The organism is Streptomyces sp. NPDC001904, from assembly GCF_040297005.1.
Lineage (GTDB): Bacteria > Actinomycetota > Actinomycetes > Streptomycetales > Streptomycetaceae > Streptomyces.
In genome coordinates this window covers 60,951-87,927 of the sequence record NZ_JBEOYI010000022.1, presented here as the reverse complement: position 1 = coordinate 87,927, position 26,977 = coordinate 60,951, and the positions used below count along the sequence as shown (strand labels likewise).

The following is a 26,977-nucleotide window of genomic DNA, read 5'->3' as shown; positions in this document are numbered from 1 at the left end:
CCCCCACCGCACCGCCGCCCGCCCGGTGACACCCCGGGACGGGCGGACTTTGCAGATGGGGTATGCCCAGTGAATGGAGTGCCCGAACCGTCTCCTCGCCGGTGAACGGCTCCCTACATGTGCACGGCGCCGCCGTCGCCGGACAACTGCCGGGGCGGCCCGGGACGGTAGAGCACCAGCGTCACCACGAAGCCCACCGCGAAGAAGATCGCGGACCACGTGTACGCGGTCGAGTAGCTCTCCATCGCGGCCTTCGCCTGCACCTGCGGGGTGGGCTGCTTGCCGACCAGGTAGCTCGAGGCCGCGCTCGTCGCCAGCGTGTTGAGCAGGGCCGTGCCGATCGAACCGCCCACCTGCTGGCTGGTGTTGACCATTGCGGAGGCGACGCCCGCGTCGTGCGCGGCGATCCCGGCCGTGGCCAGGTTCATGGCGGTCGCGAAGATCAGACCGAGACCGATACCGGCCACGAGCAGCGGCGGCAGCACGTGCGGCGCGTAGCTGCTGTCGAGATCGAGCGCCGTCAGCCAGGCCATACCGGCGGCGGCCAGCGCCATGCCGAGCGGCACGATCGGCTTCGGGCCGAGCCGGGGGACGAGGGAGTTGGTGGCGATGACCGACGAGACGACCATGCAGGCCACCATCGGCAGGAACGCCACACCCGTGAGCACCGGCGAGTACTGCAGGATCTGCTGCAGGTAGTACGTCAGGAACAGGAACACACCGAACATGCCCGCACCCGAGATGAACATCGCGAGATAGGACGCGCCGCGGTCCCGGTCCAGGATCACCCGCAGGGGCAGCAGCGGATGCGTGGCGCGCGTCTCCCACCACGCGAACGCGGCGAGGAGGACCACACCGACCACGAGGAAGCCCCAGGTCAGCACATCGCCCCAGTCGTGCGTCTCCGCGTTGCTGAAGCCGTACACGATGCAGAACAGACCCACCGACACCAGGATCGTGCCGGGCACGTCCAGCTTGGGCCGGTCCGCGGGCCGGCCGCCGTGCAGCAGCCGCGCCCCGCCGAGCAGGGCGATGACGGCGAACAGCAGGTTCACGTACAGGCACCAGCGCCAGTCCAGGTACTCGGTGAGGACACCGCCCAGCAGCAGACCGACGGCGCCGCCCGCGCCCGCGATGGCTCCGTAGATGCCGAACGCCTTCGCGCGCTCCTTCGGGTCCGTGAACGTCGTCGTCAGCAACGACAGCGCGGCCGGTGCGAGGAGCGCGCCGAACAGACCCTGGAGCGCCCGGGCGAACACCAGCATCCCGAAGCTCGTCGCGGCGCCGCCGAGCGCCGAGGCGGCGGCGAATCCGACGAGTCCGGTCAGGAAGATGGCCTTGCGGCCCACCAGGTCGGCGACGCGCCCGCCGAGCAGCAGGAGGCTGCCGAAGGCGAGCGCGTACGCGGTGACGATCCACTGCCGGTTGCCGTCCGAGAACCCCAGATCCTTCTGCGCCGAAGGCAGGGCGATGTTCACGATCGTCGCGTCCAGCACGACCATCAGCTGCGCGAGTCCGATGACACCGAGGATCAGCCAGCGGTGTTCGTGGTTGCCGCCGCCTGCGTACGGCACGTCACCTCCGCCCGCGGACGGGGTTCCTGTGCCGGCCTCGGCGGCAGCGGACGATTCGGGCGTGCGATCCATCGGTGGCCTCCAGACCCCCAGGACACCCCCCGACCTCGCCACCCACGCTAAGCGCCCTGCTCACGGACGGCGACCGGGGAGAGAACGAACCCGTTCTCTCCCCGGTCGCCGTCCGTGCGGGCGGTACGGCGTCAGCGAATCTGCTCGTCGACCTGTGTGGTCTCCTCGGCGGCCCGCGGGGCCGGCACGGTCACGGGCTCCGGCGTCCTCGCCCGGAAGAACCGCTGCGCGATCGGCTGCGTGTACCGCGCGGTGAGCGGCCCGACGATGACGAGGATCAGGACGTACGCGGTCGCCAGCGGACCCAGACGGGGCTCGATGCCCGAGGTCACGGCGAGGCCGGCGATGACGATGGAGAACTCGCCGCGCGCCACGAGCGCGCCGCCGGCCCGCCACCGGCCCTTCACCGACACGCCGGCCCGCCGCGCGGCCCAGTACCCGGTGAAGATCTTCGTGCAGGCCGTCACCACGGCGAGCAGCAGCGCGGGCAGCAGCACCGGCGGAATGCTCGCCGGATCGGTGTGCAGCCCGAAGAAGACGAAGAAGACGGCCGCGAACAGGTCGCGCAGCGGCAGCAGCAACTGGTGCGCGCCCTCGGCCACTTCGCCGGACAGCGCGATGCCGACGAGGAAGGCGCCCACGGCGGCGGACACCTGCAGCTGCTGGGCGAGACCGGCCACGAGGATGGTCAGACCGAGCACCACCAGGAGCAGCTTCTCCGGGTCGTCGCTGGACACGAACCGGGATATCTGCCGCCCGAACCGCACCGCGGCGAACAGCACGAGCCCCGCCGCGCCCAGCGCGATGGCGAGGGTGAGCCCGCCGGCCGCCCAGCCGACTCCGGCCAGCAGGGCCGTGATGATGGGCAGATACACGGCCATCGCCAGGTCCTCGAGCACGAGGATGCTCAGGATGACCGGTGTCTCACGGTTGCCCAGCCGTCCGAGGTCGCCGAGCACCTTGGCGATGACACCGCTCGACGAGATCCAGGTGACACCCGCGAGCACCACGGCGGCGACCGGGCCCCAGCCCATGAGCAGCGCGGCGGCCGCGCCGGGCAGGGCGTTGAACGTCATGTCGACGAGCCCCGCCGGGTACTGCGTCTTGAGGTTGTTGACGAGGTCGCTCGCCGTGTATTCGAGCCCGAGCATCAGCAGCAGCAGGATGACCCCGATCTCGGAGCCGATCTCCACGAACTCCTCGCTCGCGCCGAGCGGCAGCAGACCGCCCTCGCCGAACGCGAGACCGGCCAGCAGATAGAGCGGGATCGGCGAGAAGCTCAGCCGCCCGGCCAGCCTCCCGAGCAGCCCGAGGGCCAGGATGATCGCACCGAACTCGATGAGGAAGACAGCGGAATGCATCCGATCACTCCCGCCCCAGGATCGCGGCCGCCGCCTCGACGCCCTCACGGGTGCCGATCACGATGACGGTGTCGCCACCCGCGAGCCGGAAGTCCGGGGCCGGCGACGGTATCGCCTCGGCTCGGCGCAGGACGGCCACGATGGAGGCACCGGTCTCGGTCCGCATCGCGGTCTCGCCGAGCAGCCGGCCGTTCCAGTGGGAGGCGCCCGGTATCTCGATCCGCTCGGCCACCAGGCCCAGATCGGTGGTGTGGAGCAGATTCGGGCTGTGGTGCGAGGGCATCAGCGCGTCGATGAGATACGCCGCCTCACCCGAGGTCAGCTTCATCGACAGGGCGCACGCGTCGGGATCGTCGGCCTGGTACGCGCTGAGCGTGCGGCCTCCGTCCCGGTGCGCGACGACCGACAGACGGCGCTGTTCTCGGGTGGTCAGGTCGTAGCGATGGCCGATCCCTGGCAGTGGTGTCCTGCTGAGCCGTGAAGCGGGCACGTCTCTCCCCTTGTCCGTGCGTGCATCGTGTGAGGGCCGCGCGGGCCGCGGCCCGTCGCCCGTTAATTGGCGAATGCATCTTTCAATGTTGCAGTCACCTTATACGGCTCATCTTTTGGCAAAGAAAAAGTCAGGAGTCCGTACCTGCGGATGCGTCGGCGTCGGCGTCGAGGAGATGCGGGTGCGCGGCGAGGACGGTGTCGACCGTGTCGGCCTGCTCGGCCGTCTTGTCGTCGCGGTACCGCACGACACGCGCGAACCGCAGAGTGACACCCGCCGGATAGCGCGTCGACCGCTGCAGCCCGTCGTACGCGATCTCGACGACCAGTTCCGGGCGGACGGTGACGACGTGACCGTCGTCCTCGACGGCCAGTTCCCGCAGTCGCCCGGTCTGCCAGGCCAGCAGCTTGTCCGTGAGCCCCTTGAACGTCTTGCCGAGCATCGCGTACGAGCCGTCCTCGCGCCGGGCCCCGAGATGCAGGTTGGAGAGCTTGCCGGTGCGCCGCCCGTGCCCCCACTCGGCGGCGAGCACCACCAGGTCCAGGGTGTGCACCGGCTTCACCTTCAGCCAGGAGGCACCCCGGCGGCCCGCGCTGTACGGCGCGTCCGCCTCCTTGACGACGACGCCTTCGTGCCCGCGGGCGAGGGTGTCGGCGAAGAACCGCTCGGCCGCGGCCCGCTGCCCCGCGTCGGAACCGTCCTCGACGACGTACCGGCGCACCCGCATCGGCTCCGGCACCAGCCCTACGAGGTGTACGTGCCGCTCGCCGAAGGGCAGATCCAGCAGATCGGGCCCGCTCGTCACGTCCTGCCCGCCTGTTTCCGCCTCCGCGTAGAGCACGTCGAAGAAGACGGGGGAGAGGGGGAGTGCCTCGGCGGCGCGGGCCACGTCGACGCGCGAGCCGACCCGCCCGGCCACCTCCTGGAAGGCGCGCGGCCTTCCGGTGGCGTCGAGGGCGATGACCTCGCCGTCGAGAATGAACCGCTCACCCGCGAACTCCCGCACCGCGGCAGTGACTTCGGGCAGCCGTTCGGTGATGTCGTCGAGCGTGCGGGTGTAGACGTGGACGTCGTCGCCGTCCCGGTGCACCTGGACCCGGATGCCGTCGAGCTTCTCCTCGACCACGCACGCCCCGAGCTTGTCGAGCGCGGCCTCGACCGTCGCCGCGCTGTGCGCCAGCATCGGCTGCACCGGGCGGCCCACGGTCAGCCGGAACGCGTCGAGCGCGCCCGGCCCGTCCGCGAGCAGTGCCTGCGCCACCGGTTGCAGCCCGCCCGCGAGCATCACCGCGCGCCGCACGTCGGCCGGGGGTGCGTCCGTGGCGCGGGCGAGCCCCTCGAGCGCCACCGCGTCCAGGGCGCCCTGGCGCACCTCACCGGTGACCAGGCCGACGAGGAAGCGTTGCTCGTCCGCGGTGGCCGCGCCCATCAACTCCGCCACCAGCCGCTTGCGTTCCGCCTGCGACCCGGCACCGGTGACATCTCCGACGGCGCTCAGCGCCGCGTCCACGTCCTGCACGCTCAGCCGCGGCTGTTCGGCGGGCGCGACCGGGTCGGCCAGCACCCGCCAGCCGATCCCCAGCCGCCCCTGCGGGAGGCGTCCCGCCAGATAGGGGATGACGATCGGGACGTCGTCGGGCGAGGCGTCCCGGAACAGCTCGGCGAGCAGCGCGATCTTCCGCGTACGGGCCGAGGTGGCCGCGACGTCCTGGGACACCTGAGCGAGCCGGGCGAAGAGCATGCAGCCATCGTGCAACGGGGAGCGGGGTGGCGCATGGCCGGTCGTGACGGGTGCGTGATCGGCCGGCAGAGGGAATTTGAACGGTTTCGCGGTTTATGCCGGATGATGGAGGAGTGAGTGGCACAGGTCACACCGGCTTTTTGCGGAACGCCGTAACGCGTCTCCCGGCCGCCGCGTCGAACCGGCATCGGGAAGCCGTAGCGCAGCAGCAGAAAGGGAGCCCGCCATGCCGACCACCCTCCCCGTCACGCTGGAGCAACCGACCCGCGCCCGGCTCGTCACCGCCGGGAACGCCGCACCGGAACGCGGCCTCACCGTCGCCCTGCGCTACGCCTCGTCCGACCCGCTGGCGATCAGCCTGGTGTTCCCGGCCGCGTTCACCCTCACCGGCACCGAGGTGACCTGGGCCTTCGCCCGCTCGCTCCTCGACGACGGCCTGCGCGCCCCCGCGGGGACCGGTGACGTGCACGTCTGGCCGAGCGGCCGGGCCCGTACCGCCGTCGAGCTGCACGCGCCGCGGGGCCTGGCGGTCGTCGAGTTCGGCACCTCGGCCCTGCGGCGTTTCCTGCGGCGTTCGTACGCGCTCGTGGCCGCCGGTGACGAGGACCTGACGGACCAGGTCCGCCGCACACTCAAGGCCTTCTTCGGGCCCGACGACGGCGGGGCGGTCACCTGAGACGTCCGCGGCGGGCGCGGGCGTCAGGCGGCGCCGAGCTCCTTCTCGACGGCGGCGACGACCTCGGGCGCGTCCGGGGCGGTCTGCGGCGAGAAACGGGCCACGACATCGCCGGACCGGCCGACGAGGAACTTCTCGAAGTTCCAGCGGATGTCACCGGTGTGCCCCTCGGCGTCCGGGGTCCCCACGAGGTTCGCGTACAGCGGGTGCCGGTCGTCGCCGTTGACGTCGACCTTCTCCGTCAGCGGGAACGTGACGCCGTACGTGGCCGAGCAGAACTCGGCGATCTCGTCGGCGCTGCCGGGCTCCTGCCCCATGAACTGGTTGCAGGGCACGCCCAGCACGGTGAAGCCCCGCGCCGCGTACTGCTTCTGGAGTTCTTCGAGCGCGGTGTACTGCGGGGTGAGGCCGCACTTGGAAGCGACGTTGACGATCAGGACGGCCTTGCCTTCGTACTGCGCGAGGTCGGCGTCGCCGCCCTGGAGCGTAGCGATCTGGATGCTCTCGTAGACAGACATGATCCGGAGCGTACGCCGTGATCGGGCCGCGGAGGGAAGGGGCCTGCGCCCGGTCCGCCGCCGCACGGGTCCGGCGCCCGGACCGGGCGCTCGAAACCCCTTGCGCGGCATGGGTCGGCCGGGGCTTGCTTGTGCCGATCAACGCAGGATCCGAGCGCGCTGCCCAGGAGAGACATGACAAGCAGGTTCACGGAAGTTGTCGTCGACTGCCACGACCCGGAGAGGCTCGCGGCGTTCTGGTGCGCGGTGGTGGGCTTCGAAGTGATCGACCGGAGCGACGGCAAGGTCGAGATCGGTTCGTGGGTGCCGACGGTCGAGGACGTGCGAGGCCGTGAAGAACCGGCTCCACATGGACGTCAGCCCGATCGACTGCACCAGGGACGACGAGGTGGCCCGGCTGCTCGGCCTGGGCGCCGCCCTCGCCGATGTGGGTCAGGGGTCCGACCGGAGCTGGGTGGTCATGACCGACCCGGAGGGCAACGAGTTCTGCGTCCTGCGCACGTTGGCGCCGGAGAGCTAGCCCGTCGTACGGCCGTCCGGAGCGTCCGCTTGCACCGAAAATCGAACACGTGCTCTATTGAGGACATGCGGAACTCCGTCACCGATGACCTTGTCCAGACACAGCGGGAGTGGACCGAGACGTACGAGCGACTTGCGCGGCAGCCCGGCCGTACCGCGTTGCGGCGGCGATTGCTGCACCTGTCCCGGGTGCTGGCCGGCGAGCGGCTCAGTCCCGGGGAGCAGGCCGAGCTGCGGCGCAGGGCGCGGCAAGGGACCGGTCGCTCGTGACGGGGGAGCGGGGCGACGGCTCCGGCGGCGGTTCGGCGGACGACGGGCTTCCCGAGATAGTCGTGCAGCGTCCGGCGCCGGGCGGAGGCCGCCGGGTCACCGTCGGTGCCGTGCGGCTCGGGCTCGCGCACAGCGACCGGGATGTGATCGAGTTCCTGCGCCGCGCCGGGCTCGACGACGCCGATCAGCTCGTGCTCGGGGACTCGCCGGTCATCCAGTGGCGCGGCGGGCGTCCGCACGAGTACGGGGCCGGGTGAGGCGGCGCGGGGTCAGGCACGCATGAGCCGGGACGAAGAGCAGGCCCGGGGCCGCTTCACGGGCTCGCCACCGGCGGACGGCGCAGATGGCCGCGCGCTACCAGTTCCACCGTCGTGGCCACCGCGATCGCCTGCACCGCCAAGAGGGCGACCAGGACGAAGAGCTGCACCGCGCCCGCCATCACCGGCGACGCGCCGCCCAGCAGCATGCCGACGAACGCTCCGGGCAGGGTGACCAGACCCACCGTGCGGGTCTGGTCGAGGCCGGGCAGCAGCGCGTCCGACGCCGCCGGGCGGGCTATCTCCAGGCGCGCCTCGTGCGGGAGCAGGCCGATGGCCAGACATGCCTCCACCTCGCCCCGGCGCGCCGCGAGCTCGTCGAGGGCGCGCCCGCCCGCCAGCACCGTCGCCGTGAGCGCGCCGCCGATGAGGATGCCGGTGACCGGGATCAGGGCGATGCCCCGCACCGGGACCAGCCCGCAGAGGACCAGGGCGCCGACGACCGGCGCCACCGGCACCGCGATCGGCAGGGCCGCCCAGGCCCAGCCGGGGCCCGCGGTGATGCGGCGGCCCGCCGTCCGCGCGGCCACCGCGAACATGAGCAGCACGAAAACCAGCAGCGCCGCTCCGTGCCGCACCACCCAGCCGATCACCAGCGACACCGCACCCAGCTGCAGGGCGGCCCGCACCCCCGCCGTCGCGATGTCCCGGGCGCGGCGCCAGGAGGCGTCGGGCGCGAGCCGGAAGACGGCGGCCACCGCGGCGGCCACCAGCAGCAGGGCGACGAGGACCACCGCCAAGGTGGTGCCGACGGGCAGCAGCGTGGTCGCGGCGGCGACGGGAGCAGGCACGCGGGCAGCCTAGAACGGCCGTGCCCGCGCACCGGAACTGTGCCGCGTCATGATCATGGGTGAGGATGGGGGACGTAAGAACGTGTGCGGCAACCGCGAAGAGAAAGAAGGCTGACCGTCATGGCGCAGCAGGTGCAGGGCGTGATCGCACGGGCGAAGGGTGCTCCGGTGGCGATCGAGACGATCACCGTGCCGGATCCCGGTCCGGGCGAGGCCGTCGTGAAGGTCCAGGCGTGCGGGGTCTGCCACACCGATCTGCACTACCGGGAGGGCGGGATCAACGACGACTTCCCGTTCCTGCTCGGACACGAGGCCGCAGGCGTCGTCGAGTCCGTGGGGGAGGGGGTCACCGAGGTCGAGCCAGGTGACTTCGTGATCCTCAACTGGCGCGCGGTGTGCGGGCAGTGCCGGGCCTGTCTGCGGGGCCGCCCGCAGTACTGCTTCAACACCCACAACGCGAAGCAGAAGATGACGCTGGCCGACGGCACCGAGCTGAGCCCGGCGCTCGGCATCGGCGCCTTCGCCGAGAAGACCCTGGTCGCCGCCGGCCAGTGCACCAAGGTCGACCCGTCCGCCTCGCCCGCCGCGGCCGGACTGCTCGGCTGCGGCGTGATGGCCGGCATCGGCGCCGCCATCAACACCGGCGGGGTCGGCCGCGGGGACTCCGTCGCCGTCATCGGCTGCGGCGGTGTGGGCAACGCGTCGGTGGTCGGTTCCCAGCTGGCCGGCGCGTCGAAGATCATCGCTGTCGACGTCGACGACAAGAAGCTGGAGACGGCCCGCAAGCTCGGCGCCACGCACACCGTCAACTCGCGCACCACCGACCCGGTCGAGGCCGTGCGCCAGCTCACGGGCGGCTTCGGCGCCGACGTCGTCATCGAGGCCGTCGGCCGCCCCGAGACGTACGAACAGGCCTTCTACGCGCGCGACCTCGCGGGCACCGTCGTCCTCGTCGGCGTGCCCACGCCCGAGATGCGCATCGACCTGCCCCTGCTCGACGTGTTCGGGCGCGGCGGTGCGCTCAAGTCGTCCTGGTACGGCGACTGCCTGCCCTCGCGTGACTTCCCGATGCTCATCGACCTGTATCTGCAGGGCCGCCTCGACCTAGACGCGTTCGTCACCGAGACCATCGCGCTCGAGGACGTCGAGAAGGCGTTCGAGCGGATGCACCACGGTGACGTGCTGCGCTCGGTGGTGGTGTTCTGATGGCGGACAGCAGCACCGCGCGCATCGAGCACCTGGTCACCTCGGGGACGTTCTCCCTCGACGGCGGCACCTGGGACGTCGACAACAACGTATGGCTCGTGGGTGACGACGAGGAGGTCGTCGTCATCGACGCCGCGCACGACGCGGACGCCATCGCCGCCGCCGTCGGCGACCGCCGGCTCGTCGCCGTCGTGTGCACCCACGCCCACGACGACCACATCGACGCCGCGCCCGCGCTGGCCGAGCGGACCGGCGCGCCGATCCTGCTGCACCCGGCGGACCTCGACCTGTGGAAGCGCACGCACCCGGACCGCGGGCCCGACGCCGAACTCGCCGACGGGCAGCGGCTCACCGTGGCGGGCGTCGAGCTGACCGTGCTGCACACCCCGGGGCACTGCCACGGTGCGGTCAGCCTGTACGCACCCGCCCTCGGCACGGTCTTCACCGGCGACACCCTCTTCAAGGGCGGACCGGGAGCGACGGGACGCACCTTCAGCGACTTCCCGACGATCATCGACTCGATCCGCGAGCGGCTGCTCACGCTGCCTCCCGAGACCGTCGTGCGCACCGGACACGGTGACAGCACCACGATCGGGGCGGAGGCGCCCGACCTCGACGACTGGATCTCGCGGGGTCACTGAGCGGCGAGAACCGCGGGGAGACGAGGTCCGCGGGCGGTGCTCAGCAAGGTGCGAGTACCGCCCGCACCGTCTTGCCGCCCTGCGGATGCGGCTCCACGCTCCAGCGCCGGGCCAGTGCACGGACCAGCGTGATTCCCCGGCCCGACTCGGCGGACTGCGACGCGGGCTTCAGGCGGGGCAGCCCCGGACCGTCGTCGTGCACCGCCACCGTCAGCTCGTCCGCGTCGATGCGCAGGCTCATCCGGCAGCAACTGTCGGACGCCCGGTTGGCGTTGGTGACCAGTTCCGTCACCACCAGCTCCGCGTCCGCCGCCGTGTCGTCGGTGCACCCGGCCAGGAACGACCGGGTCAGTCGGCGGGCCAGACGAGGGGCCCCGGACCCCTGCGGCATCAGATACTCCACGCGTGCGGTACGCCCCTGGGCGTCCGTGAACGCACGCATGACGATCACTCCCTTTCTCCAAGAGCCTTCAGGCCTCTGTGGCCTCGTACGACCTGTACGGCCTCAGTGGGTCTTGCCGTACTGCGCCCTACTGCGACAACGAGGCCCATTCCCGGAGAACTTGATCCCCATGCAGGTTCGTCTCGAGGGCTCGGCCACCGGCCGGCCTACACCGATGTCCTGTCCTTCACCTGCCCGCATCCGGCGGAATCAGACAGCCTCAGTCGCTCTCTGTGGGGTGGGCCAGCGCGTCGAGGAAGCGCTCCAGGGCCGGCGAGGACGCGCCGTCGCCGCAGCGGGCCCGCTCCACCTGGGGAATCGACGGCTTGCCCGGCTGCGGGACCTGCGCCTCTATGTCCTCGGTCAGGTGCAGCCGTTCCAGGGCCCGCTCCGCGGCCGAGCGGCGAACGTACTCGATGACTGTCACACCCAGGTGGTCCGCGTGTCTGCTGACCGCGTCGTACTCGTCGGGCGTGAAGAGCTCCCGCAGGAGCGCGGTACCGTCCATGGGCCGCATGATGCCCGTCCGGTCCGGGCCGCGTGGGCGGATGGCATATTCACCCCCCGTTCGCGTGGAGTTGGTGCATGCGGGTGGCGCGCGGGATCAGAACCGGTCGGGCTCAGAACCGGTCGGGATCGGCGGCCGTCCAGTCGGCCGACCAGGCCGGCGGCGGTCCGGCGGTCAGCTCGTCCGGCTCCAGCCAGTCGTAGAGGCGCGCGTAGGGGTGCAGCTCGTGGGGTGCGATGCGCCGGATCAGCTGGTGGGGACCGAGTTCGCGCGGGTCGCTCACCCCCATCGCGGCCATGATCTGGGCCGCGCTGCGCACGGTGGCCCGCTGGAAGCGGTGGACGCGCACCGCCTTGTCCGGCACGTCCAGCGCCCGGGCGCGGTGCGGGTCCTGGGTCGCCACGCCGACCGGGCAGGTGTTGGTGTGACAGCGCTGGGCCTGGATGCAGCCGACCGCGAACATCATCGCGCGGGCCGCGTTCGTGAAGTCCGCGCCCTGGACCAGGCGTTTGACGATGTCGGCACCCGTGGCGACCTTGCCGCTCGCGCCGATCCGGATCCGGTCGCGCAGCCCGGTGCCGACCAGGGAGTTGTGCACGGTGATCAGGCCCTCGGTGAGCGGCATGCCGAGGTGGTCGGCGAACTCCAGGGGAGCCGCGCCCGTGCCGCCCTCCGCTCCGTCCACGATCACGAAGTCCGGAGCGGTCCCCTCGGCGAGCATCGCCTTGCAGACCGCGAGGAACTGTGCGCGCGAGCCGACGCACAGCTTGAACCCGACGGGCTTGCCGCCCGCGAGATGCCGCAGCTCGGCGAGGAAGAGCACCAGTTGGCGTGGCGTGTCGAACGCGCGGTGGTAGGGCGGTGACACCACCGTCTCGCCCTCGGGCACCCCGCGTACGCGGGCGATCTCCGCGTTCACCTTGCTGCCCGGCAGCACCCCGCCGATGCCCGGCTTCGCGCCCTGCGACAGCTTGACGGACAGGCACCTGACCTGTTCGTGCGCGGCCTTCTCGGCGAACTTGGCGCGATCGAAGCCGCCGTCGTCGGTGCGGCACCCGAAGTAGCCGGTGCCGATCTCCCAGACCAGGTCGCCGCCGTGCGCGAGGTGGTGCTCCGACAGGCCGCCCTCACCGGTGTCGTGCGCGAAACCGCCCAGCGCCGCCCCCTGGTTGAGCGCGCGGATCGCGGGCGCCGACAGGGCGCCGAAGCTCATCGCGGAGACGTTCAGGAGCGCCATGTCGTACGGGCGTGAGCAGTCGGGGCCGCCGATCCGCACCGTCGGCGGACGCTCGGGCGGGTCCACGGGCCGCAGCGACGGCACCAGGAACTCGTAGCCCTGTTCGTACACGTCCCGCTCGGTGCCGAACGGCTCCTCGGCCGAGCGGTTCTCCGCGTACTTCGCCCGCTGGTAGACGATGTCGCGCACGTCCCGGTCGTAGGGGCGCCCGTCGTAGTTGCGCTCGATGAAGTACTGCTGCATCTCCGGCCGCAGCGCCTCCATGAGGAAGCGCAGATGTCCGAGGAGCGGATAGTTGCGCAGGACGGAATGGCGCGACTGGACGAGATCCCACGCGCCCAGCGCGGTGAGCGCGAGCAGCGGGCCCGCCGCGCACCACCACCAGGGGGAGACGAGCAGCGACAGGGCCAGCGCCCCGGCCGCGGCGGCGACGACGAGGACGAACACGAGGTAACGGCGCACGGTCCGAGTCAAACGCACCCGGCGCCGATCCGGCCGCGCCGACACAGCGCGGCGGGGTGGACCCTCGACGATGATCTCCGCTAAGTTAGGTGAGGCTTACCTAAGGGAGGTTCGGATGGGTGTCCGACAGATCGCTACCGCCGTCCCCACCGCGGCGGCCCGCGCGCGCTCCGTGCTCGCCGCCGCGTGGACGTGCGGCGTCACCACCGATGTGGGGCAGGACGACCTCGTCGGCGCCCATCGCGTCGCCGCGGAGGACGGCACGGTACGCATCAGTCCGCCGCCGGACAGTGTGCTCGCCGCGGCCGTGCTGTGCGCGCCGCACGGACGGCCCACGACCCTCCTGGAGTTCGCCGACGCGGCGCCCGTCCCGGTCCGCGACCGGGTCCGCGCCCGCGTCTGGCTCTCCGGCGAGCTGGTCCCGGACGGCGAGGAACTGCTGCTGATCCCCGCACGGGCGGTGCTGCAGACCCGCTCCGAGCGGATCGGCATCGACCTCGACGACCTCGCCGCGACCGCCCCCGACCCGCTCGCCCTCGCCGAGCCGCGGCTGCTCACCCATCTGGCCGAGGCCCACCCCGAGGCCGTCGAGCAGTTGACCAGGCTGATCGCGCCCGACAGCCTGCACGGCGTCGTCCGCGTCCAGCCCCTCGCCGTCGACCGGCACGGGCTGACGCTGCGTCTGGAGCGCACGCGCGGCCAGGCGGACGTCCGCATCCCCTTCCACACCCCGGCCGACGACCTGGGTTCCCTCACCGAGCGCATGCACTGTCTGCTCGCCTCGGCGCAGTCCGTCAGCCGCCGGATGAGGTGACCTTCTCCCCGCGCGGGACCTCCTGTCCGGACGCGCCCTTCTGGCGGGGCCTGCGGAACGCCCACTCCATCCGCGGCTCGACCACCGGACGGAACACGCGCCGCACCGGCTCCGTGCACAACACGGTGATCAGCGCGACGGCCGCCACGGTGACGGCCACCTCGCCCGCCGGAGTGTGCAGCCACGGGTGGGCGTACCAGTCCCCGAACCGGGAGGCCTTGATGACGAATCCGTGCAGCAGGTAGGCGTAGATCGTCCCGGTGCCGAGCGCCGTGAACCACAGTCGGCGGCCCGGCACCCAGGCCAGGAAACAGGCGGTGAGCACGAGCGCGAGGACGAACAGGGCGGGCGTCGCCCACAGGCCCGCCCACGCCGGCACCCCGCGCCCCACGACGCTGCCGCGGTGGTAGAACCAGCCCGCGTCGAACCAGGGCGCCACCCGGTACGCCACCACGACGGCCGTGAGCAGCACCGGCAGCGCGGCCAGCCGGAACCGCCAGGTGCGCAGCCAGGAGAAGTGCTCGGGCCTCAGCACCAGACCCACCACGAAGAACGGCAGGAACTGCAGCACCCGTTGCAGCGCCAGGTCCCCGCCCGCGCCCGGCCACATCGACACGGCCGTGCCCACGGCCAGTGCCACCGGCACGGGATGGCGCAACTGGAGCCAGAGCGGCGTCGAGAGCCGCCAGACGAACAGCGCGGCCAGGAACCACATCAGGTACCAGGGATCCAGCAGGCTGATCGGATATCCGGGATCGTCCTGCGCCCACCGGTAGAACAGCGTGTACGCCACCTCGAACACGACGTACGGCACGACGACACCGGTGACCAGTCGCTTCAGACGCCGGGGCGCCATGTCGAAACTGCGCGAGAAGTAACCGGATATGAGGGCGAAGGCCGGCATGTGGAAGGCGTAGACGGTGAGGTAGAGAGCCGTCACCGCGCGGGAGCCGTAGGTCAGGGGTTCCCAGGCGTGCCCGCACACGACGAGCACGATCGTCAGGTACTTCACGTTGTCGAAGTACGACTCGCGCGCCCTGCTCCCGTCGCCGGTGGCCTGTGCTGCCTGCTGTCGCATCGAGATGCCGCGCCCCTCCTGCTGCGTGGGTCAGGTCCCCGCCTGCCCAGCCGGGGCCGTTCCATGACTCGCGACAGGAAAGGGCCCCCGGTGACGAGAGACGGGAACGTCGCCGGGGGCCCGATACGGGGTGGTGTCGCGGGATCAGACGGCGGTGTAGGCGCCGTCGACCAGGTGGTAGCTGCCCGCGATGAACGACGCGCGCTCCGACAGCAGGAACACGATCAGCTCCGCGACCTCCTCGGCCTTGCCGAGACGGCCCGCCGGGTGCAGCGCCACGAGACCGTCGTAGGCGGCCTTGTCCATCTGCTGGAGCAGCGGGGTGTCGATGAAGCCCGGGCCCACCGCGTTGACCCGGATGCCCTTGGCGGAGTACTCGGCCGCCGCCGTCTTCGTCAGACCCACGACACCGTGCTTCGCCGCCACGTACGCGGGGGAGCCGGCGAAGCCGACCGAGCCGAGGATCGACGCGACGTTCACGATCGCGCCGCCCTTGCCGGCGGCCTCGATGACGGGCAGCTCGTAGCGCAGGGAGTAGAAGACGCCGTCCAGGTTGGTGCGGATCACGCGGTTGTACGCGTCGATGTCGTACGCGCCCGTGGGGGTGCTGGGTCCGCCGATGCCGGCGTTGTTCACGGCCAGGTCGAGTCCGCCGAAGGTGTCGACGGTGAACTTCACCGCGGCCTCGACGGAGGCGGCCTGCGTCACGTCCAGGGCGACGGCGGCGGCCTCGATGCCCTCGGCGGCGAGGGCCTCGGCGGCCTCCTTCGCGCCCTGCTCGTTGAAGTCGGCGATGACGACCTTGGCGCCGCCGCGGCCCAGGCGGCGGGCGGTGGCCAGACCGATGCCCGAGGCGGAGCCGGTGACCAGGGCGGTCCTGCCGGCGAACTCGGTGGCGTAGTCGGTCGATGCGGGGGCGGGGGTGGTGCTCATGGTGCGTGTCACTCTCTGGTTGCTTCCTCGGAGGTCGCCGCCGATCGGGCGGCCTCCCCAATGAGGGCGTCGTAGGCCCGCGCCACCAGGTCGGCGAGGTCTTCGGCGTCCGTGCTGTCGTCGCGCGCCCAGGTGCGCAGCGCGGCGGTCAGCACGCCGGCCGCGGCGCCGACCACGACCTCGGGGCGCAGGTCCCGGGCCGGATCGGTGCCGAGCCGGTCGGCGATGATGCGTACGGACTCGTCCTGGGCGTCGACCCGGATGCGCTCGTACGCGGCGAACAGGGCGGGCTCGCGGTCCACGGCCGCGTACAGCAGCCGCTGCTCGGGCCGGTGGTGCCAGCCGGGGATCGCCCGGTCGGCGAGCCAGTCGGCGACCGCCCTGCGGTAGGCGAGCAGCGGGGACTCCGCGGCGGGGCGCTCGCGCAGCGCCGCGTTGATCCGGGCGCCGTCCGCTCGGGTGAAGTCGAGCGCCGCGTCCTCCTTGCCGGAGAAGTGCCGGCTGAAGGTGCGGCGCGTGACGTCCGCGCGCTCGGCGATCGCCTCGACGGTGACCTCCGCGAGGCCCCGCTCGAGCACCAGGGCCACGGCCGCCTCGGCCAGTGCCTCACGGGTCCGCCGGGCCTTCAGCTGCCGGCGGTCCGCAGGGGGCGGGGTGGTGGGCTCGTTCGCCTTCATGCCTCTGACGATACACCTTTGTGTCCCGATGGGACATGAGTCTCAGGGGGACATTTTTTGGGAAGCGGGGATCAGCCGTGCCAGTGGCCGTGGAGAGCGGCGGTGGTGAAGCCGGGGCCGTAGGCCACGACAACGCCATGGCTTCCCGTGGCCGGAGGCGCCATGTGCGTACGTTCGAGGACGCGAAGGACGCTGACCCCGCCGATGTTGCCCTCGTCGGCCAGCGTGTCCATCGAATGCCGGGTGTGCTCCTTGCCGAGTTCCAGGGCGTCCGCCGTGTCGCTCACCATGCGCGGGCTGCCGGGATGGATCGCCGCGAAGTCGACAGGGCGACCGTCGAGCCAGCCGATCAGAGCGGGGAAGGTCGCTGTCGGCGCCTTCGGGGCCAGCTTCGTGGAATCGAAGTGCATGCCATGGACGTCCAGGCGTCCCCGGTAGCGGTCGAAGCTCTCGGGCAGCGTGTATTCGAGGGTGTCCTCGATGGCGAGACCGGGGCCGAGCGGAGCGGCACTGACCACCGTGGCCGCCGCCGCGTCGGCGAAGAGCGCCTTGTAGATCATGGCCTCGATGGTCGCCGCCGTGTGGTTGTACGCGCTCGACAACACCTCCGCGGCCACCACCAGCACCTTCTCGTGCGGCCGGAGGGCCACCAGGTCGGCCGCGCGGAGCAGGGCGTGCGCCCCGCCCGCGCACGCCATGGTGGTCAGGGGGATGCGACGGGTGGTGGGACGCAGCCCCAAGCGGTGGATGAGGTGCACGTCGAGGTTCGGGACGGCATAGCCGGTGGCGTGGGTCGTGACGATGGCGTCGATGTCCCCGGGAGTGAGGTCCACCGCCTCGAGTGCGGCGATCGCCGCCCGTTCAGCCATGTCGACCGCATCGTCGAAGGCCGCTCGAGTGCGCGCGTGCACATCGGCTTCCCCCGAGACGGTGGGCGAGTCCAGCGGCCGGCTGAAGTACCGCGTGCGCACCCCGCAGTTGTTGACGACGCGGAGAAAGGCGCCGAGGCGAGGGTGCTCGCGATGGTGCGCCCGTATGTCGTCTGCTATCTCCTCCGTCGTGACCTTGTGAGTGCCGAGGACGGAGCGAGGTGGTGAAACGTAGGCGGGCATGCGACTGCTCCCACTGTGCCGGGCGGAGTGCGGGGGGTGCGCTCAAAATACTTGACGCCCGGCGTCGTACGTCTAGTGGTCGGGGCCGTCGATGATCGGGGCGGGAGCGCGGAGCAGTTGCCGTTGGTGGACGGGTCGTTGGTATCCCGGTCGGAACACCAGGATGAACAGCCGCGATCCGGGCGCGGTCATGGGCTGGGCCGCACAGATCGACACCCAGCCCGGCCCCTTGGTCGCATGGCGGATCGGCCGCTCGTGGCCGTCCGCGTGGATGAGGGTCGCGCCCGTCTCGTAGGTCGCCGCGGTCTCCGGATCGGCGAGGACCTCCTTCTCGATCTGGAGCAACGTCTCGTCGTTCGGGCGCGTGGCGAGGGCCGCACGAAGCTGGGGCAGTACCCAGGGCGCCCACGCGTTGTGCCAGTCGATCAACAGCTCCCGTCCCTGGGGCTCGAGAAGCATCCACCGCATGGTGTTGGCCGGCACGCGAAGGTCGGGGAACAGCCTGGCGAACGCGTTGTTGTAGGCGATGAGGTCCCAGGAGGCGTCCGAGACGTACGCCATGTGGGTCATGCTGTCCAGCGCGTCCTGCCAGAAGCCCGGAATCTCCTTGCCCGACGACTGGTGAAGCGGTCCGGGCGGATCCTGGAGCAGGGCGTAGCGGCACAGGGAGACCCACTCCTGCTCGTCCAGGTCGAAGAGGAGGGCGACATCGCGCAGGAGGACGGTGGGCGGATTGGGGTAGCTCCCCGACTCCAGCCGGTGGTACGTCCCCAGTGTCCGGTGCAGCAACTGGTCGACCTGGTGCTGGGAGAGGCCCGGTGCGCGTCGGCCCTGGCCCGTGGGGCGGGTGAAGCCGTGGGACTCGGGGGCTATGAGGGCGCGCCGTTCGCGGAGCAGGGCGCGGAGCGCCTTCTTGTTCATGTCGGTAATCCCTCTTCGTGCACGCTGAGTTGAGCGTGAGCAGTCTAAATACTCCCAACATCTTTGGTAATAAACATTGCCCGAAGAAAACGATCAGACGGTCCGTCATGATGAGCCGTGCGGGGTTGCTCACCTGGCAGTTTCATCGGCTGTGTGCAGGTAGACACAGTGATGCGGCACCTGTGCCGGGCGGCTGGAAAATGGCCGAAATTTCCTGGCGGAGAGTAACCCACGAGCCTCTGGGCCGACTGAGGAAGAGAGAGCTGGACCGGGCCACGTATTTCGTCGGATGTGGCCGGAAAATGCGTTGTACGACGCACGTCCCGCTCTCGACCGCAGGCGGATCCGGAGGTCACTGGCTGCGGTCGGTGCCGTCACTCGCCATTACGTAGCGGCCACGGCACCGGCCGCGCCCGGTCATCGCGGCGCTTTTCGGCCCCGCCTCACTCCTCCGGCTTGCCGACCTGTCGCACGTAGTCCTCCGCCGCCGCGTCCAGGCCGATGTCGTGCTGCGCCCGCTCGGACAGGAACCAGCGGTGCTCCAGGAGTTCGTGGTACAGCTCCGCCGGATCCATCGGGGTGGGCAGTCGGTCGCGGATCGCGCGGACCGTCGGCCGGAACACATCGCGCACCCAGCGGTGGGCCAGCACCTCGGGCCGGGCGTCGGGAGCGTCGTCCTGGGTCGCCATCCAGCTCTCCAGATCGCTGAGCAGCCGCCGCGCCTGGTTCTCCTCCGCGTCCATGCCGGTCAGCCGCAGCAGCTGCCGCTGATGGTGACCCGCGTCGACGACCTTGGGGACGAAGGTGACCTCGTCGCCCCGCGGGGAGCGCGAGATCTGCATCTCGGCCACGTCGAACCCGAGATCGTTCAGCCGCCGGATGCGCCGCTCCATGTAGTGGTGCTTGCCCGCCGGGTACACCGAGGTGCGCGTCAGCTCGCTCCACAGGTTCGTGTAGCGCTGCTCGATCTCCGTACCGAACTCGATCGGGTCGATCGAGGGGTGCAGCGCCCCCGAGGCCTCCAGGTCGAGCATCTCGCCGCTGATGTTCACCCGGGCCAGCTCGATGTCGTACTCCCGCTGCCCCTGGCTCAGCTTCGGGTGCAGCTCGCCCGTCTCGGCGTCCACGAGATAGGCGGCGTACGCGCCCGCGTCCCGGCGGAAGAGCGTATTGGACAGGGAGCAGTCGCCCCAGGCGAACCCGGAGAGATGGAGCCGGACCAGCAGGACCGCGAGCGCGTCCATCAGACGGTGCACCGTCGTCGGGCGCATCGTCGTCTCGAACATCGACCGGTAGGGCTGCGAACCGCCCAGGTGCCGGGTGATCAGCACCGGCTCCAGGGGCGCGCCGTCCGGCTGCTCCCGGCCGGTGACCACGGCCAGTGGGTCCACCGCCGGTATCCCGAGCCGGTCGAGCGTGCGCAGCATCTCGTACTCGCGCAGCGCCGGCCGCTCGGCGAGCTCCTTGACGGCGACCACCTCGTCACCGGCGCGCGCATAGCGCACCACGTGCCGGGAGATACCGCGCGGAAGCGGCACGAGGTACTCCTCGGGCCATTCCTCCAGCGGAATGTGCCAGGGCAGGGCGAGCAGGAGCACCGGGTGCTCGGGGTTGGTGGCGCTGATCTGGAGCGGCATGCGCACAGGGTATTAAGTCGGTTGGCGACGATGCCCGGGCGGCCTACGCTGCCGATCATGCTGCCCCGCGTGGACACCGACGAGGACTGGCGCCGCGTCGTCCCGGACGACGCCCTGCTGCGACCCGGCGTACTCGACCTCTGCGCCCGGCTCGGTTTCGCCGGCGCGGACCCGGAGCGCTTCACCGAGGGCAGCCAGCCGGTCTACGCGGTCGACGGCGGGCACGTCCTGAAGCTGTTCCCGGCCATGGCGGCCGGGGACGGGATCCGCGAGAGCCGGACGCTGGAGTTCCTGCACGGGCGGCTGCCCGTCGCCACCCCGGAGCCGCTGGCCTCGGGCACGTACGACGACGGCTGGCACTACGTCCTCATGTCCCGGCTGCCCGGCCGGGACCTCGCCCTGGCCTGGCCCGGACTGCCGCCCGCCGAACAGGACCGGCTCGTCGAGACGGCGGGCGGACTCCTCGCCGCGCTGCACGCCCTCGACCCAGGACCGCTCGCCGACGACATCGGCCCCGGCGACTGGGACGGCTTCGTCGCCGGCCGCCGCGCCGCGTCCGTGCGGCGACAGCGCGAGCGCGGACTCCCCGAGGAGTGGTGCGGGCAGATCGACGGATTCCTCGACGCCGCCACCCCGCGGGCGGGGGAGCGGCGGGCGCTGCTGCACACGGAATTCATGCGGCAGCACCTGCTCGTCGCCCCCGACCGCGCCGGCCGGGCCCGGCTCAGCGGCCTGCTCGACTTCGAGCCCGCGATGACCGGCGACCCGGACTACGACCTGGTGGCCGTCGGACTCTTCGTGACCCGCGGCGACCGGCGGCTCATGACCCGCTTCACGAAGACGTACGGCCGCACACCCGACCCGCGAGCGGTCATGGCGTACACACTCCTGCACGTGTACAGCAATCTGCCCTGGTACCTGCGGGAAGTCCCGCCGCCCGACGGGGTGCGCGACCTCGCCTCACTCGCCGAGACCTGGTTCGGCACCGGCTGACGGCAGCGCGCGTTCGGCGGCGCTCAGGATCTCCGTGAGACGCAGTCCGAACCGTGCGTCGCACGGGGCCGGGACCCCGGTGCGCACCGACTCCAGCAGGACGTCGACCGCCGCGGCGAGGGACTCCTGCGCGTTCCCGCGACCGGACGGCATCGCCGACACCCCCGCCGTCCCCCGCAGTTCGACCGTGACCCCGGCCGCCTCCGGGGGAGCGGTCAGGCTCAGCGCCGCGGTGCTCGACGCGCCGGAGTCGTGCCGCAGCAGCAGGTGCACCGTGTCGCCGGGGCCGCGTCCGGCCGTCACCGAGGACACGTCGCCGAGCAACGGCAGCAGCACCGACAGGGCGTGCGGGCCCACGTCCCACAGGGCGCCCCGCTCCGCCCGCCACGGCGTCGTCGCCCGGATCTGCGCGTCGTCACCCGGGGTGTACAGCGCCCCGTACCAGTCGGCGCGACCGGTGAACCAGCCGTCCACGGCGGCCTGTTCGGCGATCCAGGCCGCCGTGGCGGGGGCGTAGCGCATCGTGCAGAACACCACGGACGCCACCCCCGCGGCGTCCACGGCGTCGACGACCGCGCGCGCCGCCACCGGCTCGGTGGCGAGGGGCTTGTCGAGCAGCAGATGGCAGCCCGCCGCGGCGGCCCGCGCCGCCAGCGGCGCCTGGACGTCCGGCGGCACGGCGAACGCCACCGCGTCGCACGCCGCGAACAGCGCGTCCACGTCGTCGTACGCCGTCGTCCCCTGCGCGGCGGCCAGCTCGGCCGCGGCCTCGGGCCGGCGTCCCCAGACGCCGACGAAATCCGTGTACTTGTGGTCCCGCAGGACCGGGGCGTGGGTGCGGCCGGCCCAGGAACCGGTGCCGACAAGTCCGCAGCGCAGGACGTCTGGTGAGGTCATGGCGGCAGTATGGCGCGACCGGGGCGGATCCGCGCTGGGCCAGGGGTGGCGACAGGCGGCCGCCGGTTGGTGAATACTGATTCACCCACCGGGTGAATGGGCATTCACCCGTCTCGTCGGCCCGGCGCCGCGCCTCCCGCGCCGCGCCCGCGCACCCGCAGGAGTCCCATGGACCACGTCCCGATACCGACGCTGCCCGAACAGGCCGTCCGGCCCCGCCTGCGGGAGCGGCTCACCATCCCCGTCCTCGCCTTCGGCGGCATCCTCATGGCCGTCATGCAGACGGTCGTCGTCCCCCTCCTGCCCGACCTGCCCGAACTCACCGGAGCGTCACCGTCGGCCGTCTCCTGGATGGTCACCGCCACCCTCCTCGCGGGCGCCGTCCTCACGCCCGTCCTCGGCCGGGCCGGCGACATGTACGGCAAGCGCCGGGTCCTGCTGATCGCCCTCGCCCTGATGACCACCGGCTCCGTGCTGTGCGCGCTGACCTCCGACATCCGCGTCCTCATCGCGGCCCGCGCGCTCCAGGGCGCCGCCGCGGCCGTCGTGCCGCTGTCGATCAGCATCCTGCGCGACGAACTCCCGCCCCACCGCACCGGATCCGCCGTCGCCCTGATGAGCTCCACCGTCGGCATCGGCGCCGCGCTCGGCCTGCCGCTCGCCGCGCTCATCGTCCAGTACGCCAACTGGCACGTGATGTTCTGGGCGACCGCCGCACTCGGCGCGGTCGGCCTGGCCGCCGCCTGGTGGGCCGTGCGCGAGTCGCCGGTGCGCAACCCCGGCCGTTTCGACGTCCTCGGCACGCTGGGCCTCGCCACCGGACTGGTCTGCCTGCTGCTCGGCGTCTCGCAGGGCGGTCAGTGGGGCTGGGGCAGCGCCCGGATCCTCGGCCTGTTCGCCGCCGCCGTCCTGGTCCTCGCCCTGTGGTCCTGGCACCAACTGCGGACCGCCCGCCCCCTGGTGGACCTGCGCCTCGCCGTCGGCCGCCGGGTCGGGCTGCCGCACGTCGCGGCCCTCCTCACCGGCTTCGCGTTCTACGCCAACTCGCTGGTCACCGCACAGCTCGTGCAGGCACCCGTGGAGACCGGCTACGGCCTCGGCCTGTCGATCGTGGCGACCGGCCTGTGCATGCTGCCCAGCGGCGTCATCATGCTGCTCTTCTCCCCGGTGTCGGCCCGCATCTCCACCGCCCGCGGCCCGCGCGTCACCCTCGCCATCGGCGGCCTCGTCCTCGCCCTCGGCTACGCGATCCGGGTCGTCGACAGCACCGACCTGTGGGTGATCCTGGTCGGCGCCGCCGTCGTCTCCACCGGAACCACCCTCGCGTACTCCGCCCTGCCCACCCTGATCCTGCGCGCCGTCCCGCCGACCGCCACCGCCTCGGCCAACGGGGTCAACGTGCTGATGCGCACCATCGGACAGTCCGTCTCCAGCGCCGCCGTCACCGCCGTCCTCGTCCACCACACGATGCGTCTCGGCGGCACCGACGTGTCGAGCCTGCACGGCTACCGGCTCGCGTTCGTCATGGCCGGCGCGGTCGCGCTGGTGGCCGCCGCCGTCTCCTTGTGCGTACCGTCCGACAGAGGGGCCGAGCAGACCGTCGCGGGCGCTCCGGCCCCGCTGGCGACGGCGAAGGGAGCATGAGGCGATGACCATGGCGCAGCCCGCCGTCCGGCGCGACGCGGAGGCGAGCAGGGCCGCCATCGTGAAGGCCGCCCGGCATCTGCTGGCCCGGCACGCGCACGGCGACATCACGCTCAGGGCGATCGCCGACCGGGCCGGAGTCAGCCCGCCCCTGATCCTCAAGTACTTCGGCAACAAGGACGCCCTCTTCGCGAGCGTCATGGACTTCGAGGCCGACGTCGACGTCCTGCTCGACGCGCCCCTGGAGGAGCTCGGCCGGCACATGGTCCGCTGCGTCCTCAGTGGCCAGTCCGAGCGCGGCGCCGACCCGATCCTGCGCATCGTGTTCGCGCCGCTGCACGGCGCGCAGGGCGACATCCTGCGCGCCAACTTCCGTACGCAGGTCAGCGAACGCCTGGCGGCCCGCCTGTCCGGCGCCGACGCCGGGCTGCGCGCGGAACTCGCCGTGTCGCTGCTCCTCGGCCTCGGCGTGATGTACGGAATCGCCCGCGGCCCGCAGGTGCGGGCCGCGGACATCGAGGCGGTCGTGGACCGCTACGCCCCCGCGGTCGAGGCGCAGCTGACCCCCTCGGGGTGACGTCAGCCGCCGCGTACGGTCACCGACTCGCCGAACGTCACCACGGTCTCGAACCCATCGGCCCACCGCACGGCCAGCTCGCCGTCCGTGACACCGGCCCCGGCCACGACCCCGTCGAGATCGGCAGGGGTGTCGGCCGCGCCGAGCAGCGCCAGCGCCGCGAACACGGCCGTCCCCTCGACCGGCGCCGACAGCCGGGGCACCCGCACCCAGGGCTCGTACGCCGTGCCCTCGGGCGCCCGGACACGGTCCGCCGGGCCCCACCCGTGCAGCCCGGTCAGCTCCGAGCGGAGCGCGTCCGTGGCCCATCCGGTGAGCGTCACCCGGGAGCCGTGCGGCGCACCGACCACCCGGTGCACCCGCAGCTCGTGGGCGCCCCGCGCCACGGTCACGCTCTCGACGCGCAGCCCCGGATGCATCGGCGGTCCCGAGACGAACGCCGGCCGGAACCAGGACGCCGCCCAGCCCCATCCGTCACCGTGCCCGGCGCCGAGCGGATGCAGCCTCCTGCGCACGCTCGCGACGCCGCCGACCTCGACCGACAGATGGTTGTCCGCGATGTTGGTGAGGGACGTCGGCCCGGTGTGCGTGGAGTACGCCTGACGGCCGTAATGGGCGTCGTTCTGGGCGGCGAACTCGCCCTCGTGCGGCCGGACGTGGTCGCTGCCGTGGTTGTGCAGCCGCACGATCCCGTCGGCCTGTGTGGACTGCACCAGCAGACCCGGTGCGGGCAGCGCAAGGACCCGGTCGGGGCCCTCGCTGGGCGCGGGCTCCTCCGGCGCCGTCCAGAGCGGGTCGCCCTCCGGGGCGAGCAGCGCCACGAACCCCTTCGACGCCCAGTACGGCGACGCCGGGCCCGAGTACGGCTGGAGCGTCGCGTCGTGCGGGCCGTGCCAGCCGAGGCTCAGCAGGCCCTCGTCGGTGACCGCGCCGCGCTCCAGGAAGTAGCGCAGGTTGCCGCTGATGAGACGCCGTGACGCGCCCGGCGTCAGCGGGGTGTGCCCGGTGACCGCGCCCACGCCGACCGCCGCCGACGCGGCGAAGCGGTAGGCGAGCGAGCGCCCGAAGTGGAGCGGGGCCCCGTCGCCGCCGAACAGCAGGGAGAAGCCCTCCAGGTGCTCGCGCAGTCGCGGGCCGAAGCGCGCCGACAGCGCCGCGTCGCCCGACAGGTGGGCGTGCAGCAGCGGATACAGGTGCAGCGCCCAGCCGTTGTAGTGGTCGAAGGCCCGGCCGTCGCCGTCCGCGTACCAGCCGTCGCCCCGGTACCAGGTCTCCATCAGGTCCAGGGCCCGGTCCATGGCGCGGGCCGTCGCCGCGTCGCCGCGGCCGACCTCCTCCAGGAACGACGCCACTGTGAAGGGGAACAGATACCAGTTGTTCGGGGCGGGCGTGTGGTCGATCGCGCCGCGCAGCCACTTCTCCGCCCGGTCCTGCGCCGCGTCGTCGAGCCGGTCCCACAGCCACGGCCGGGTCAGCCTCAGGCCGAGCGCCACGGACGCCGACTCCACCATCGGCTGGCCCTGTACGTGGTGGTCGAGGATCAGCGGCCACGACTCGGCGTCGTCCCGGCCGGGGGTGCGGGTGCCCGCGGTCAGTCCGCCCGCGTACCGCTCCAGCCAGTTGTGCGGGTCCTTGCCGTCGGCGCCCGCGACCCGGAATCCGGCCGCAAGGAAGGTGCGCGCGTACCCCTCCAGGCCGTCCGAGCGGACCCCGGACGCGGAGGGCCGGCCCGGCAGGTCGAGCAGGGCTCCCTCGGGGGTCGCCCAGCGCCAGGCGGCGCCGAGGAGACCGTCCGCGACGGCCTCCCAGTGGGCGCGGGTGTAGCCGGTGAACGGGCTCAGCTCGCGGTTCTCGTCGGGCAGTTCGAACGGGATGGTCATGCCAGGAACGCCAGCCTCTCGCGTCGTACGGGATGGGCGAAACCGTCGCCCGCGGCCCACCGCGCCACCTCGGCCACGGCCGTGTCGGCCAGCCGCTCCCACTCGCTGCCCTGGGAACCGGCGAGGTGCGGGGTGATCAGCGCGTTCGGGCAGTCCCACAGCGGGTGCTCCGCAGGAAGCACCTCCGGATCCGTCACGTCGAGGACCGCCCGGATGCGGCCCGCGCGCACCGCGTCGGTGAGCGCGTCCTGGTCGACGACGGCGCCGCGTGCGGTGTTGATCAGGACGGCTTCCTGACGCAGCGAGTCGAGCAGGGGGCGGCTGACGAGTCCGCGCGTGGCGGGCAGCAGCGGTGTGTGCACGCTCAACACGTCGCTACGGGTGAACAGTTCGGGCAGTTCGACCCAGGTGACGCCGAGTTCGGCGGCCTCGGCGGGGGACACGTACGGGTCGTGCAGCAGCACCTCGAAGTCGAACGGCTTCAGCAGCTCGATGACCCGGCGTCCGACCAGGGACGCCGAGAGAATGCCCACGGTGCGGCGGTAGTTGCCGACATGGCCCGTGGTGACCAGCCAGTTGTCGCGGGTGCGGTTCGTGCGGAAGTCGCGGGCCCGCTCCAGGACGTGTTTGCCGTGCAACAGGATCATCGCGAGGGTGTACTCGGCGACCGGCAGCGCGTTCGCCGCCGCGGCGGACGACACCGCGATGCCCCGCTCCCAGCAGGCGTCGGTGACATGACCGCGCACCGAACCGGCCGCGTGCACCACCGCTTTCAGCCGGGGCGCCCGCGCGAGGACGTCCGCGTCCAGCTTCGGGCAGCCCCAACCGGTGACGAGGATCTCGGTGTCGGCCAGCACCTCCGTCGCCCGCGCCGTCGACAGGTCGGACAGGGCGGGCAGCGGCGCGACGTCGCCGACCTCGGTGAGCGCGGCCAGCGACCGGGGCGTGAAGACGGCCGCGGCAGCCTGGGGGGACATGGCCAACGCCAC

26 protein-coding genes and 1 pseudogene are annotated in these 26,977 nt (G+C 72.1%); 9 read left to right on the top strand and 18 right to left on the bottom strand.

The window, feature by feature from the left end:
* Window positions 1-113 precede the first annotated feature (113 nt).
* The 4 genes from ABT127_RS29215 to ABT127_RS29200 all read right to left on the bottom strand — a co-directional run bounded on the left by ABT127_RS29215 (window position 114) and on the right by ABT127_RS29200 (window position 5,238).
* A complete protein-coding gene (locus ABT127_RS29215; RefSeq protein ID WP_351456258.1) occupies window positions 114-1,646 on the bottom strand; it encodes an MFS transporter in 1,533 nt (510 codons plus the stop codon).
* Between the two features lie 131 nt (window positions 1,647-1,777).
* On the bottom strand, window positions 1,778-3,007 hold the full coding sequence (locus ABT127_RS29210; RefSeq protein WP_351456256.1) for a cation:proton antiporter: 1,230 nt from the start codon (window positions 3,005-3,007) through the stop codon (window positions 1,778-1,780).
* 4 nt (window positions 3,008-3,011) lie between these two features.
* Window positions 3,012-3,497, bottom strand: a complete 486-nt coding sequence (locus ABT127_RS29205) for a cation:proton antiporter regulatory subunit (RefSeq protein WP_351456253.1) — start codon at window positions 3,495-3,497, stop codon at window positions 3,012-3,014.
* A 130-nt stretch (window positions 3,498-3,627) separates the two neighbouring features.
* Entirely contained in the window at window positions 3,628-5,238 is a 1,611-nt protein-coding gene (locus ABT127_RS29200) for an ATP-dependent DNA ligase (protein WP_351456250.1), read from the bottom strand.
* 226 nt (window positions 5,239-5,464) lie between these two features.
* Between ABT127_RS29200 and ABT127_RS29195 the strand changes: the two genes are divergently transcribed.
* Window positions 5,465-5,914 (top strand): SsgA family sporulation/cell division regulator, encoded by a 450-nt coding sequence (locus tag ABT127_RS29195; protein ID WP_351456247.1) that lies wholly within the window; start codon window positions 5,465-5,467, stop codon window positions 5,912-5,914.
* A 23-nt stretch (window positions 5,915-5,937) separates the two neighbouring features.
* Here ABT127_RS29195 and ABT127_RS29190 read toward each other — a convergent pair whose 3' ends face one another.
* Window positions 5,938-6,432 (bottom strand): glutathione peroxidase, encoded by a 495-nt coding sequence (locus ABT127_RS29190; RefSeq protein WP_351456244.1) that lies wholly within the window; start codon window positions 6,430-6,432, stop codon window positions 5,938-5,940.
* 174 nt (window positions 6,433-6,606) lie between these two features.
* Between ABT127_RS29190 and ABT127_RS29185 the strand changes: the two are divergent.
* Window positions 6,607-6,952 (top strand): annotated as a pseudogene (locus tag ABT127_RS29185) (VOC family protein).
* Window positions 6,953-7,217: 265 nt separating this feature from the next.
* The gene (locus ABT127_RS29180) at window positions 7,218-7,478 is read left to right on the top strand and encodes a hypothetical protein (RefSeq protein WP_351456241.1); all 261 of its coding nucleotides are present in this window, start codon (window positions 7,218-7,220) and stop codon (window positions 7,476-7,478) included.
* A 56-nt stretch (window positions 7,479-7,534) separates the two neighbouring features.
* Here ABT127_RS29180 and ABT127_RS29175 read toward each other — a convergent pair whose 3' ends face one another.
* The gene (locus tag ABT127_RS29175) at window positions 7,535-8,329 is read right to left on the bottom strand and encodes an ABC transporter permease (protein ID WP_351456238.1); all 795 of its coding nucleotides are present in this window, start codon (window positions 8,327-8,329) and stop codon (window positions 7,535-7,537) included.
* A 120-nt stretch (window positions 8,330-8,449) separates the two neighbouring features.
* Here ABT127_RS29175 and ABT127_RS29170 point away from each other — a divergent pair, with 120 nt between their 5' ends.
* Entirely contained in the window at window positions 8,450-9,535 is a 1,086-nt protein-coding gene (locus tag ABT127_RS29170) for an S-(hydroxymethyl)mycothiol dehydrogenase (protein ID WP_351456235.1), read from the top strand.
* Complete coding sequence (locus ABT127_RS29165; protein ID WP_351456232.1) at window positions 9,535-10,176, top strand: MBL fold metallo-hydrolase; 642 nt, start codon at window positions 9,535-9,537, stop codon at window positions 10,174-10,176. The genes ABT127_RS29170 and ABT127_RS29165 overlap by 1 nt, the downstream gene beginning before the upstream one ends.
* A gap of 40 nt (window positions 10,177-10,216) precedes the next feature.
* Here ABT127_RS29165 and ABT127_RS29160 read toward each other — a convergent pair whose 3' ends face one another.
* The 3 genes from ABT127_RS29160 to ABT127_RS29150 form a co-directional block, all read right to left on the bottom strand.
* The gene (locus ABT127_RS29160) at window positions 10,217-10,618 is read right to left on the bottom strand and encodes an ATP-binding protein (protein ID WP_351456229.1); all 402 of its coding nucleotides are present in this window, start codon (window positions 10,616-10,618) and stop codon (window positions 10,217-10,219) included.
* Window positions 10,619-10,838: 220 nt separating this feature from the next.
* A complete protein-coding gene (locus ABT127_RS29155) occupies window positions 10,839-11,126 on the bottom strand; it encodes a hypothetical protein (RefSeq protein ID WP_351456226.1) in 288 nt (95 codons plus the stop codon).
* Between the two features lie 112 nt (window positions 11,127-11,238).
* On the bottom strand, window positions 11,239-12,825 hold the full coding sequence (locus tag ABT127_RS29150) for an FMN-binding glutamate synthase family protein (RefSeq protein WP_351456223.1): 1,587 nt from the start codon (window positions 12,823-12,825) through the stop codon (window positions 11,239-11,241).
* Between the two features lie 115 nt (window positions 12,826-12,940).
* On the opposite strand from ABT127_RS29150, the gene ABT127_RS29145 reads away from it, so the two are divergent.
* Window positions 12,941-13,639: a DUF2470 domain-containing protein gene (locus tag ABT127_RS29145; RefSeq protein ID WP_351456220.1), complete on the top strand. Its 699-nt coding sequence runs from the start codon at window positions 12,941-12,943 to the stop codon at window positions 13,637-13,639.
* Here the strand turns inward: ABT127_RS29145 and ABT127_RS29140 are convergent.
* The 6 genes from ABT127_RS29140 to ABT127_RS29115 all read right to left on the bottom strand — a co-directional run bounded on the left by ABT127_RS29140 (window position 13,620) and on the right by ABT127_RS29115 (window position 19,997).
* Entirely contained in the window at window positions 13,620-14,717 is a 1,098-nt protein-coding gene (locus ABT127_RS29140) for an acyltransferase family protein (protein WP_351456217.1), read from the bottom strand. The genes ABT127_RS29145 and ABT127_RS29140 overlap by 20 nt on opposite strands.
* A 144-nt stretch (window positions 14,718-14,861) precedes the next feature.
* On the bottom strand, window positions 14,862-15,650 hold the full coding sequence (locus ABT127_RS29135) for an SDR family NAD(P)-dependent oxidoreductase (protein WP_351456214.1): 789 nt from the start codon (window positions 15,648-15,650) through the stop codon (window positions 14,862-14,864).
* A gap of 8 nt (window positions 15,651-15,658) precedes the next feature.
* Entirely contained in the window at window positions 15,659-16,327 is a 669-nt protein-coding gene (locus tag ABT127_RS29130; RefSeq protein WP_351456211.1) for a TetR/AcrR family transcriptional regulator, read from the bottom strand.
* Between the two features lie 71 nt (window positions 16,328-16,398).
* Entirely contained in the window at window positions 16,399-17,439 is a 1,041-nt protein-coding gene (locus ABT127_RS29125; RefSeq protein WP_351456209.1) for a PhlD, read from the bottom strand.
* 72 nt (window positions 17,440-17,511) lie between these two features.
* Window positions 17,512-18,360, bottom strand: coding sequence for an MmyB family transcriptional regulator (locus ABT127_RS29120; RefSeq protein WP_351456207.1), 849 nt, complete (start codon window positions 18,358-18,360; stop codon window positions 17,512-17,514).
* Window positions 18,361-18,803: 443 nt separating this feature from the next.
* On the bottom strand, window positions 18,804-19,997 hold the full coding sequence (locus ABT127_RS29115; RefSeq protein ID WP_351456204.1) for a DUF4032 domain-containing protein: 1,194 nt from the start codon (window positions 19,995-19,997) through the stop codon (window positions 18,804-18,806).
* A gap of 57 nt (window positions 19,998-20,054) precedes the next feature.
* Between ABT127_RS29115 and ABT127_RS29110 the strand changes: the two genes are divergently transcribed.
* Window positions 20,055-20,990 (top strand): phosphotransferase family protein, encoded by a 936-nt coding sequence (locus ABT127_RS29110; RefSeq protein ID WP_351456201.1) that lies wholly within the window; start codon window positions 20,055-20,057, stop codon window positions 20,988-20,990.
* Here ABT127_RS29110 and ABT127_RS29105 read toward each other — a convergent pair.
* Window positions 20,958-21,887: a Gfo/Idh/MocA family protein gene (locus tag ABT127_RS29105; protein WP_351456198.1), complete on the bottom strand. Its 930-nt coding sequence runs from the start codon at window positions 21,885-21,887 to the stop codon at window positions 20,958-20,960. The genes ABT127_RS29110 and ABT127_RS29105 overlap by 33 nt on opposite strands.
* Before the next feature lie 168 nt (window positions 21,888-22,055).
* On the opposite strand from ABT127_RS29105, the gene ABT127_RS29100 reads away from it, so the two are divergent.
* Together ABT127_RS29100 and ABT127_RS29095 are read left to right on the top strand one after the other, a co-directional pair.
* The gene (locus ABT127_RS29100; RefSeq protein ID WP_351456195.1) at window positions 22,056-23,531 is read left to right on the top strand and encodes an MFS transporter; all 1,476 of its coding nucleotides are present in this window, start codon (window positions 22,056-22,058) and stop codon (window positions 23,529-23,531) included.
* Between the two features lie 4 nt (window positions 23,532-23,535).
* Entirely contained in the window at window positions 23,536-24,108 is a 573-nt protein-coding gene (locus ABT127_RS29095) for a TetR/AcrR family transcriptional regulator (protein WP_351456192.1), read from the top strand.
* Window positions 24,109-24,110: 2 nt separating this feature from the next.
* Here the strand turns inward: ABT127_RS29095 and ABT127_RS29090 are convergent, their stop codons facing one another.
* On the bottom strand, window positions 24,111-25,988 hold the full coding sequence (locus tag ABT127_RS29090) for a DUF2264 domain-containing protein (protein ID WP_351456189.1): 1,878 nt from the start codon (window positions 25,986-25,988) through the stop codon (window positions 24,111-24,113).
* Complete coding sequence (locus ABT127_RS29085) at window positions 25,985-26,965, bottom strand: hydroxyacid dehydrogenase (protein WP_351456187.1); 981 nt, start codon at window positions 26,963-26,965, stop codon at window positions 25,985-25,987. Before ABT127_RS29085 ends, ABT127_RS29090 begins: the two co-directional genes overlap by 4 nt.
* Between the last annotated feature and the right edge of the window lie 12 nt (window positions 26,966-26,977).

What these genes read in the sequence shown, in the direction of transcription:
- ABT127_RS29215 (WP_351456258.1), bottom strand. Translation starts at nt 1,646, where the DNA reads ATGGATCGCACGCCCGAATCGTCCGCTGCCGCCGAGGCCGGCACAGGA.
- ABT127_RS29210 (WP_351456256.1), bottom strand. Translation starts at nt 3,007, where the DNA reads ATGCATTCCGCTGTCTTCCTCATCGAGTTCGGTGCGATCATCCTGGCC.
- ABT127_RS29200 (WP_351456250.1), bottom strand. Translation starts at nt 5,238, where the DNA reads ATGCTCTTCGCCCGGCTCGCTCAGGTGTCCCAGGACGTCGCGGCCACC.
- ABT127_RS29195 (WP_351456247.1), top strand. Translation starts at nt 5,465, where the DNA reads ATGCCGACCACCCTCCCCGTCACGCTGGAGCAACCGACCCGCGCCCGG.
- ABT127_RS29190 (WP_351456244.1), bottom strand. Translation starts at nt 6,432, where the DNA reads ATGTCTGTCTACGAGAGCATCCAGATCGCTACGCTCCAGGGCGGCGAC.
- ABT127_RS29170 (WP_351456235.1), top strand. Translation starts at nt 8,450, where the DNA reads ATGGCGCAGCAGGTGCAGGGCGTGATCGCACGGGCGAAGGGTGCTCCG.
- ABT127_RS29165 (WP_351456232.1), top strand. Translation starts at nt 9,535, where the DNA reads ATGGCGGACAGCAGCACCGCGCGCATCGAGCACCTGGTCACCTCGGGG.
- ABT127_RS29160 (WP_351456229.1), bottom strand. Translation starts at nt 10,618, where the DNA reads ATGCGTGCGTTCACGGACGCCCAGGGGCGTACCGCACGCGTGGAGTAT.
- ABT127_RS29155 (WP_351456226.1), bottom strand. Translation starts at nt 11,126, where the DNA reads ATGGACGGTACCGCGCTCCTGCGGGAGCTCTTCACGCCCGACGAGTAC.
- ABT127_RS29145 (WP_351456220.1), top strand. Translation starts at nt 12,941, where the DNA reads ATGGGTGTCCGACAGATCGCTACCGCCGTCCCCACCGCGGCGGCCCGC.
- ABT127_RS29140 (WP_351456217.1), bottom strand. Translation starts at nt 14,717, where the DNA reads ATGCGACAGCAGGCAGCACAGGCCACCGGCGACGGGAGCAGGGCGCGC.
- ABT127_RS29135 (WP_351456214.1), bottom strand. Translation starts at nt 15,650, where the DNA reads ATGAGCACCACCCCCGCCCCCGCATCGACCGACTACGCCACCGAGTTC.
- ABT127_RS29130 (WP_351456211.1), bottom strand. Translation starts at nt 16,327, where the DNA reads ATGAAGGCGAACGAGCCCACCACCCCGCCCCCTGCGGACCGCCGGCAG.
- ABT127_RS29125 (WP_351456209.1), bottom strand. Translation starts at nt 17,439, where the DNA reads ATGCCCGCCTACGTTTCACCACCTCGCTCCGTCCTCGGCACTCACAAG.
- ABT127_RS29120 (WP_351456207.1), bottom strand. Translation starts at nt 18,360, where the DNA reads ATGAACAAGAAGGCGCTCCGCGCCCTGCTCCGCGAACGGCGCGCCCTC.
- ABT127_RS29115 (WP_351456204.1), bottom strand. Translation starts at nt 19,997, where the DNA reads ATGCCGCTCCAGATCAGCGCCACCAACCCCGAGCACCCGGTGCTCCTG.
- ABT127_RS29110 (WP_351456201.1), top strand. Translation starts at nt 20,055, where the DNA reads ATGCTGCCCCGCGTGGACACCGACGAGGACTGGCGCCGCGTCGTCCCG.
- ABT127_RS29105 (WP_351456198.1), bottom strand. Translation starts at nt 21,887, where the DNA reads ATGACCTCACCAGACGTCCTGCGCTGCGGACTTGTCGGCACCGGTTCC.
- ABT127_RS29100 (WP_351456195.1), top strand. Translation starts at nt 22,056, where the DNA reads ATGGACCACGTCCCGATACCGACGCTGCCCGAACAGGCCGTCCGGCCC.
- ABT127_RS29095 (WP_351456192.1), top strand. Translation starts at nt 23,536, where the DNA reads ATGACCATGGCGCAGCCCGCCGTCCGGCGCGACGCGGAGGCGAGCAGG.
- ABT127_RS29090 (WP_351456189.1), bottom strand. Translation starts at nt 25,988, where the DNA reads ATGACCATCCCGTTCGAACTGCCCGACGAGAACCGCGAGCTGAGCCCG.
- ABT127_RS29085 (WP_351456187.1), bottom strand. Translation starts at nt 26,965, where the DNA reads ATGTCCCCCCAGGCTGCCGCGGCCGTCTTCACGCCCCGGTCGCTGGCC.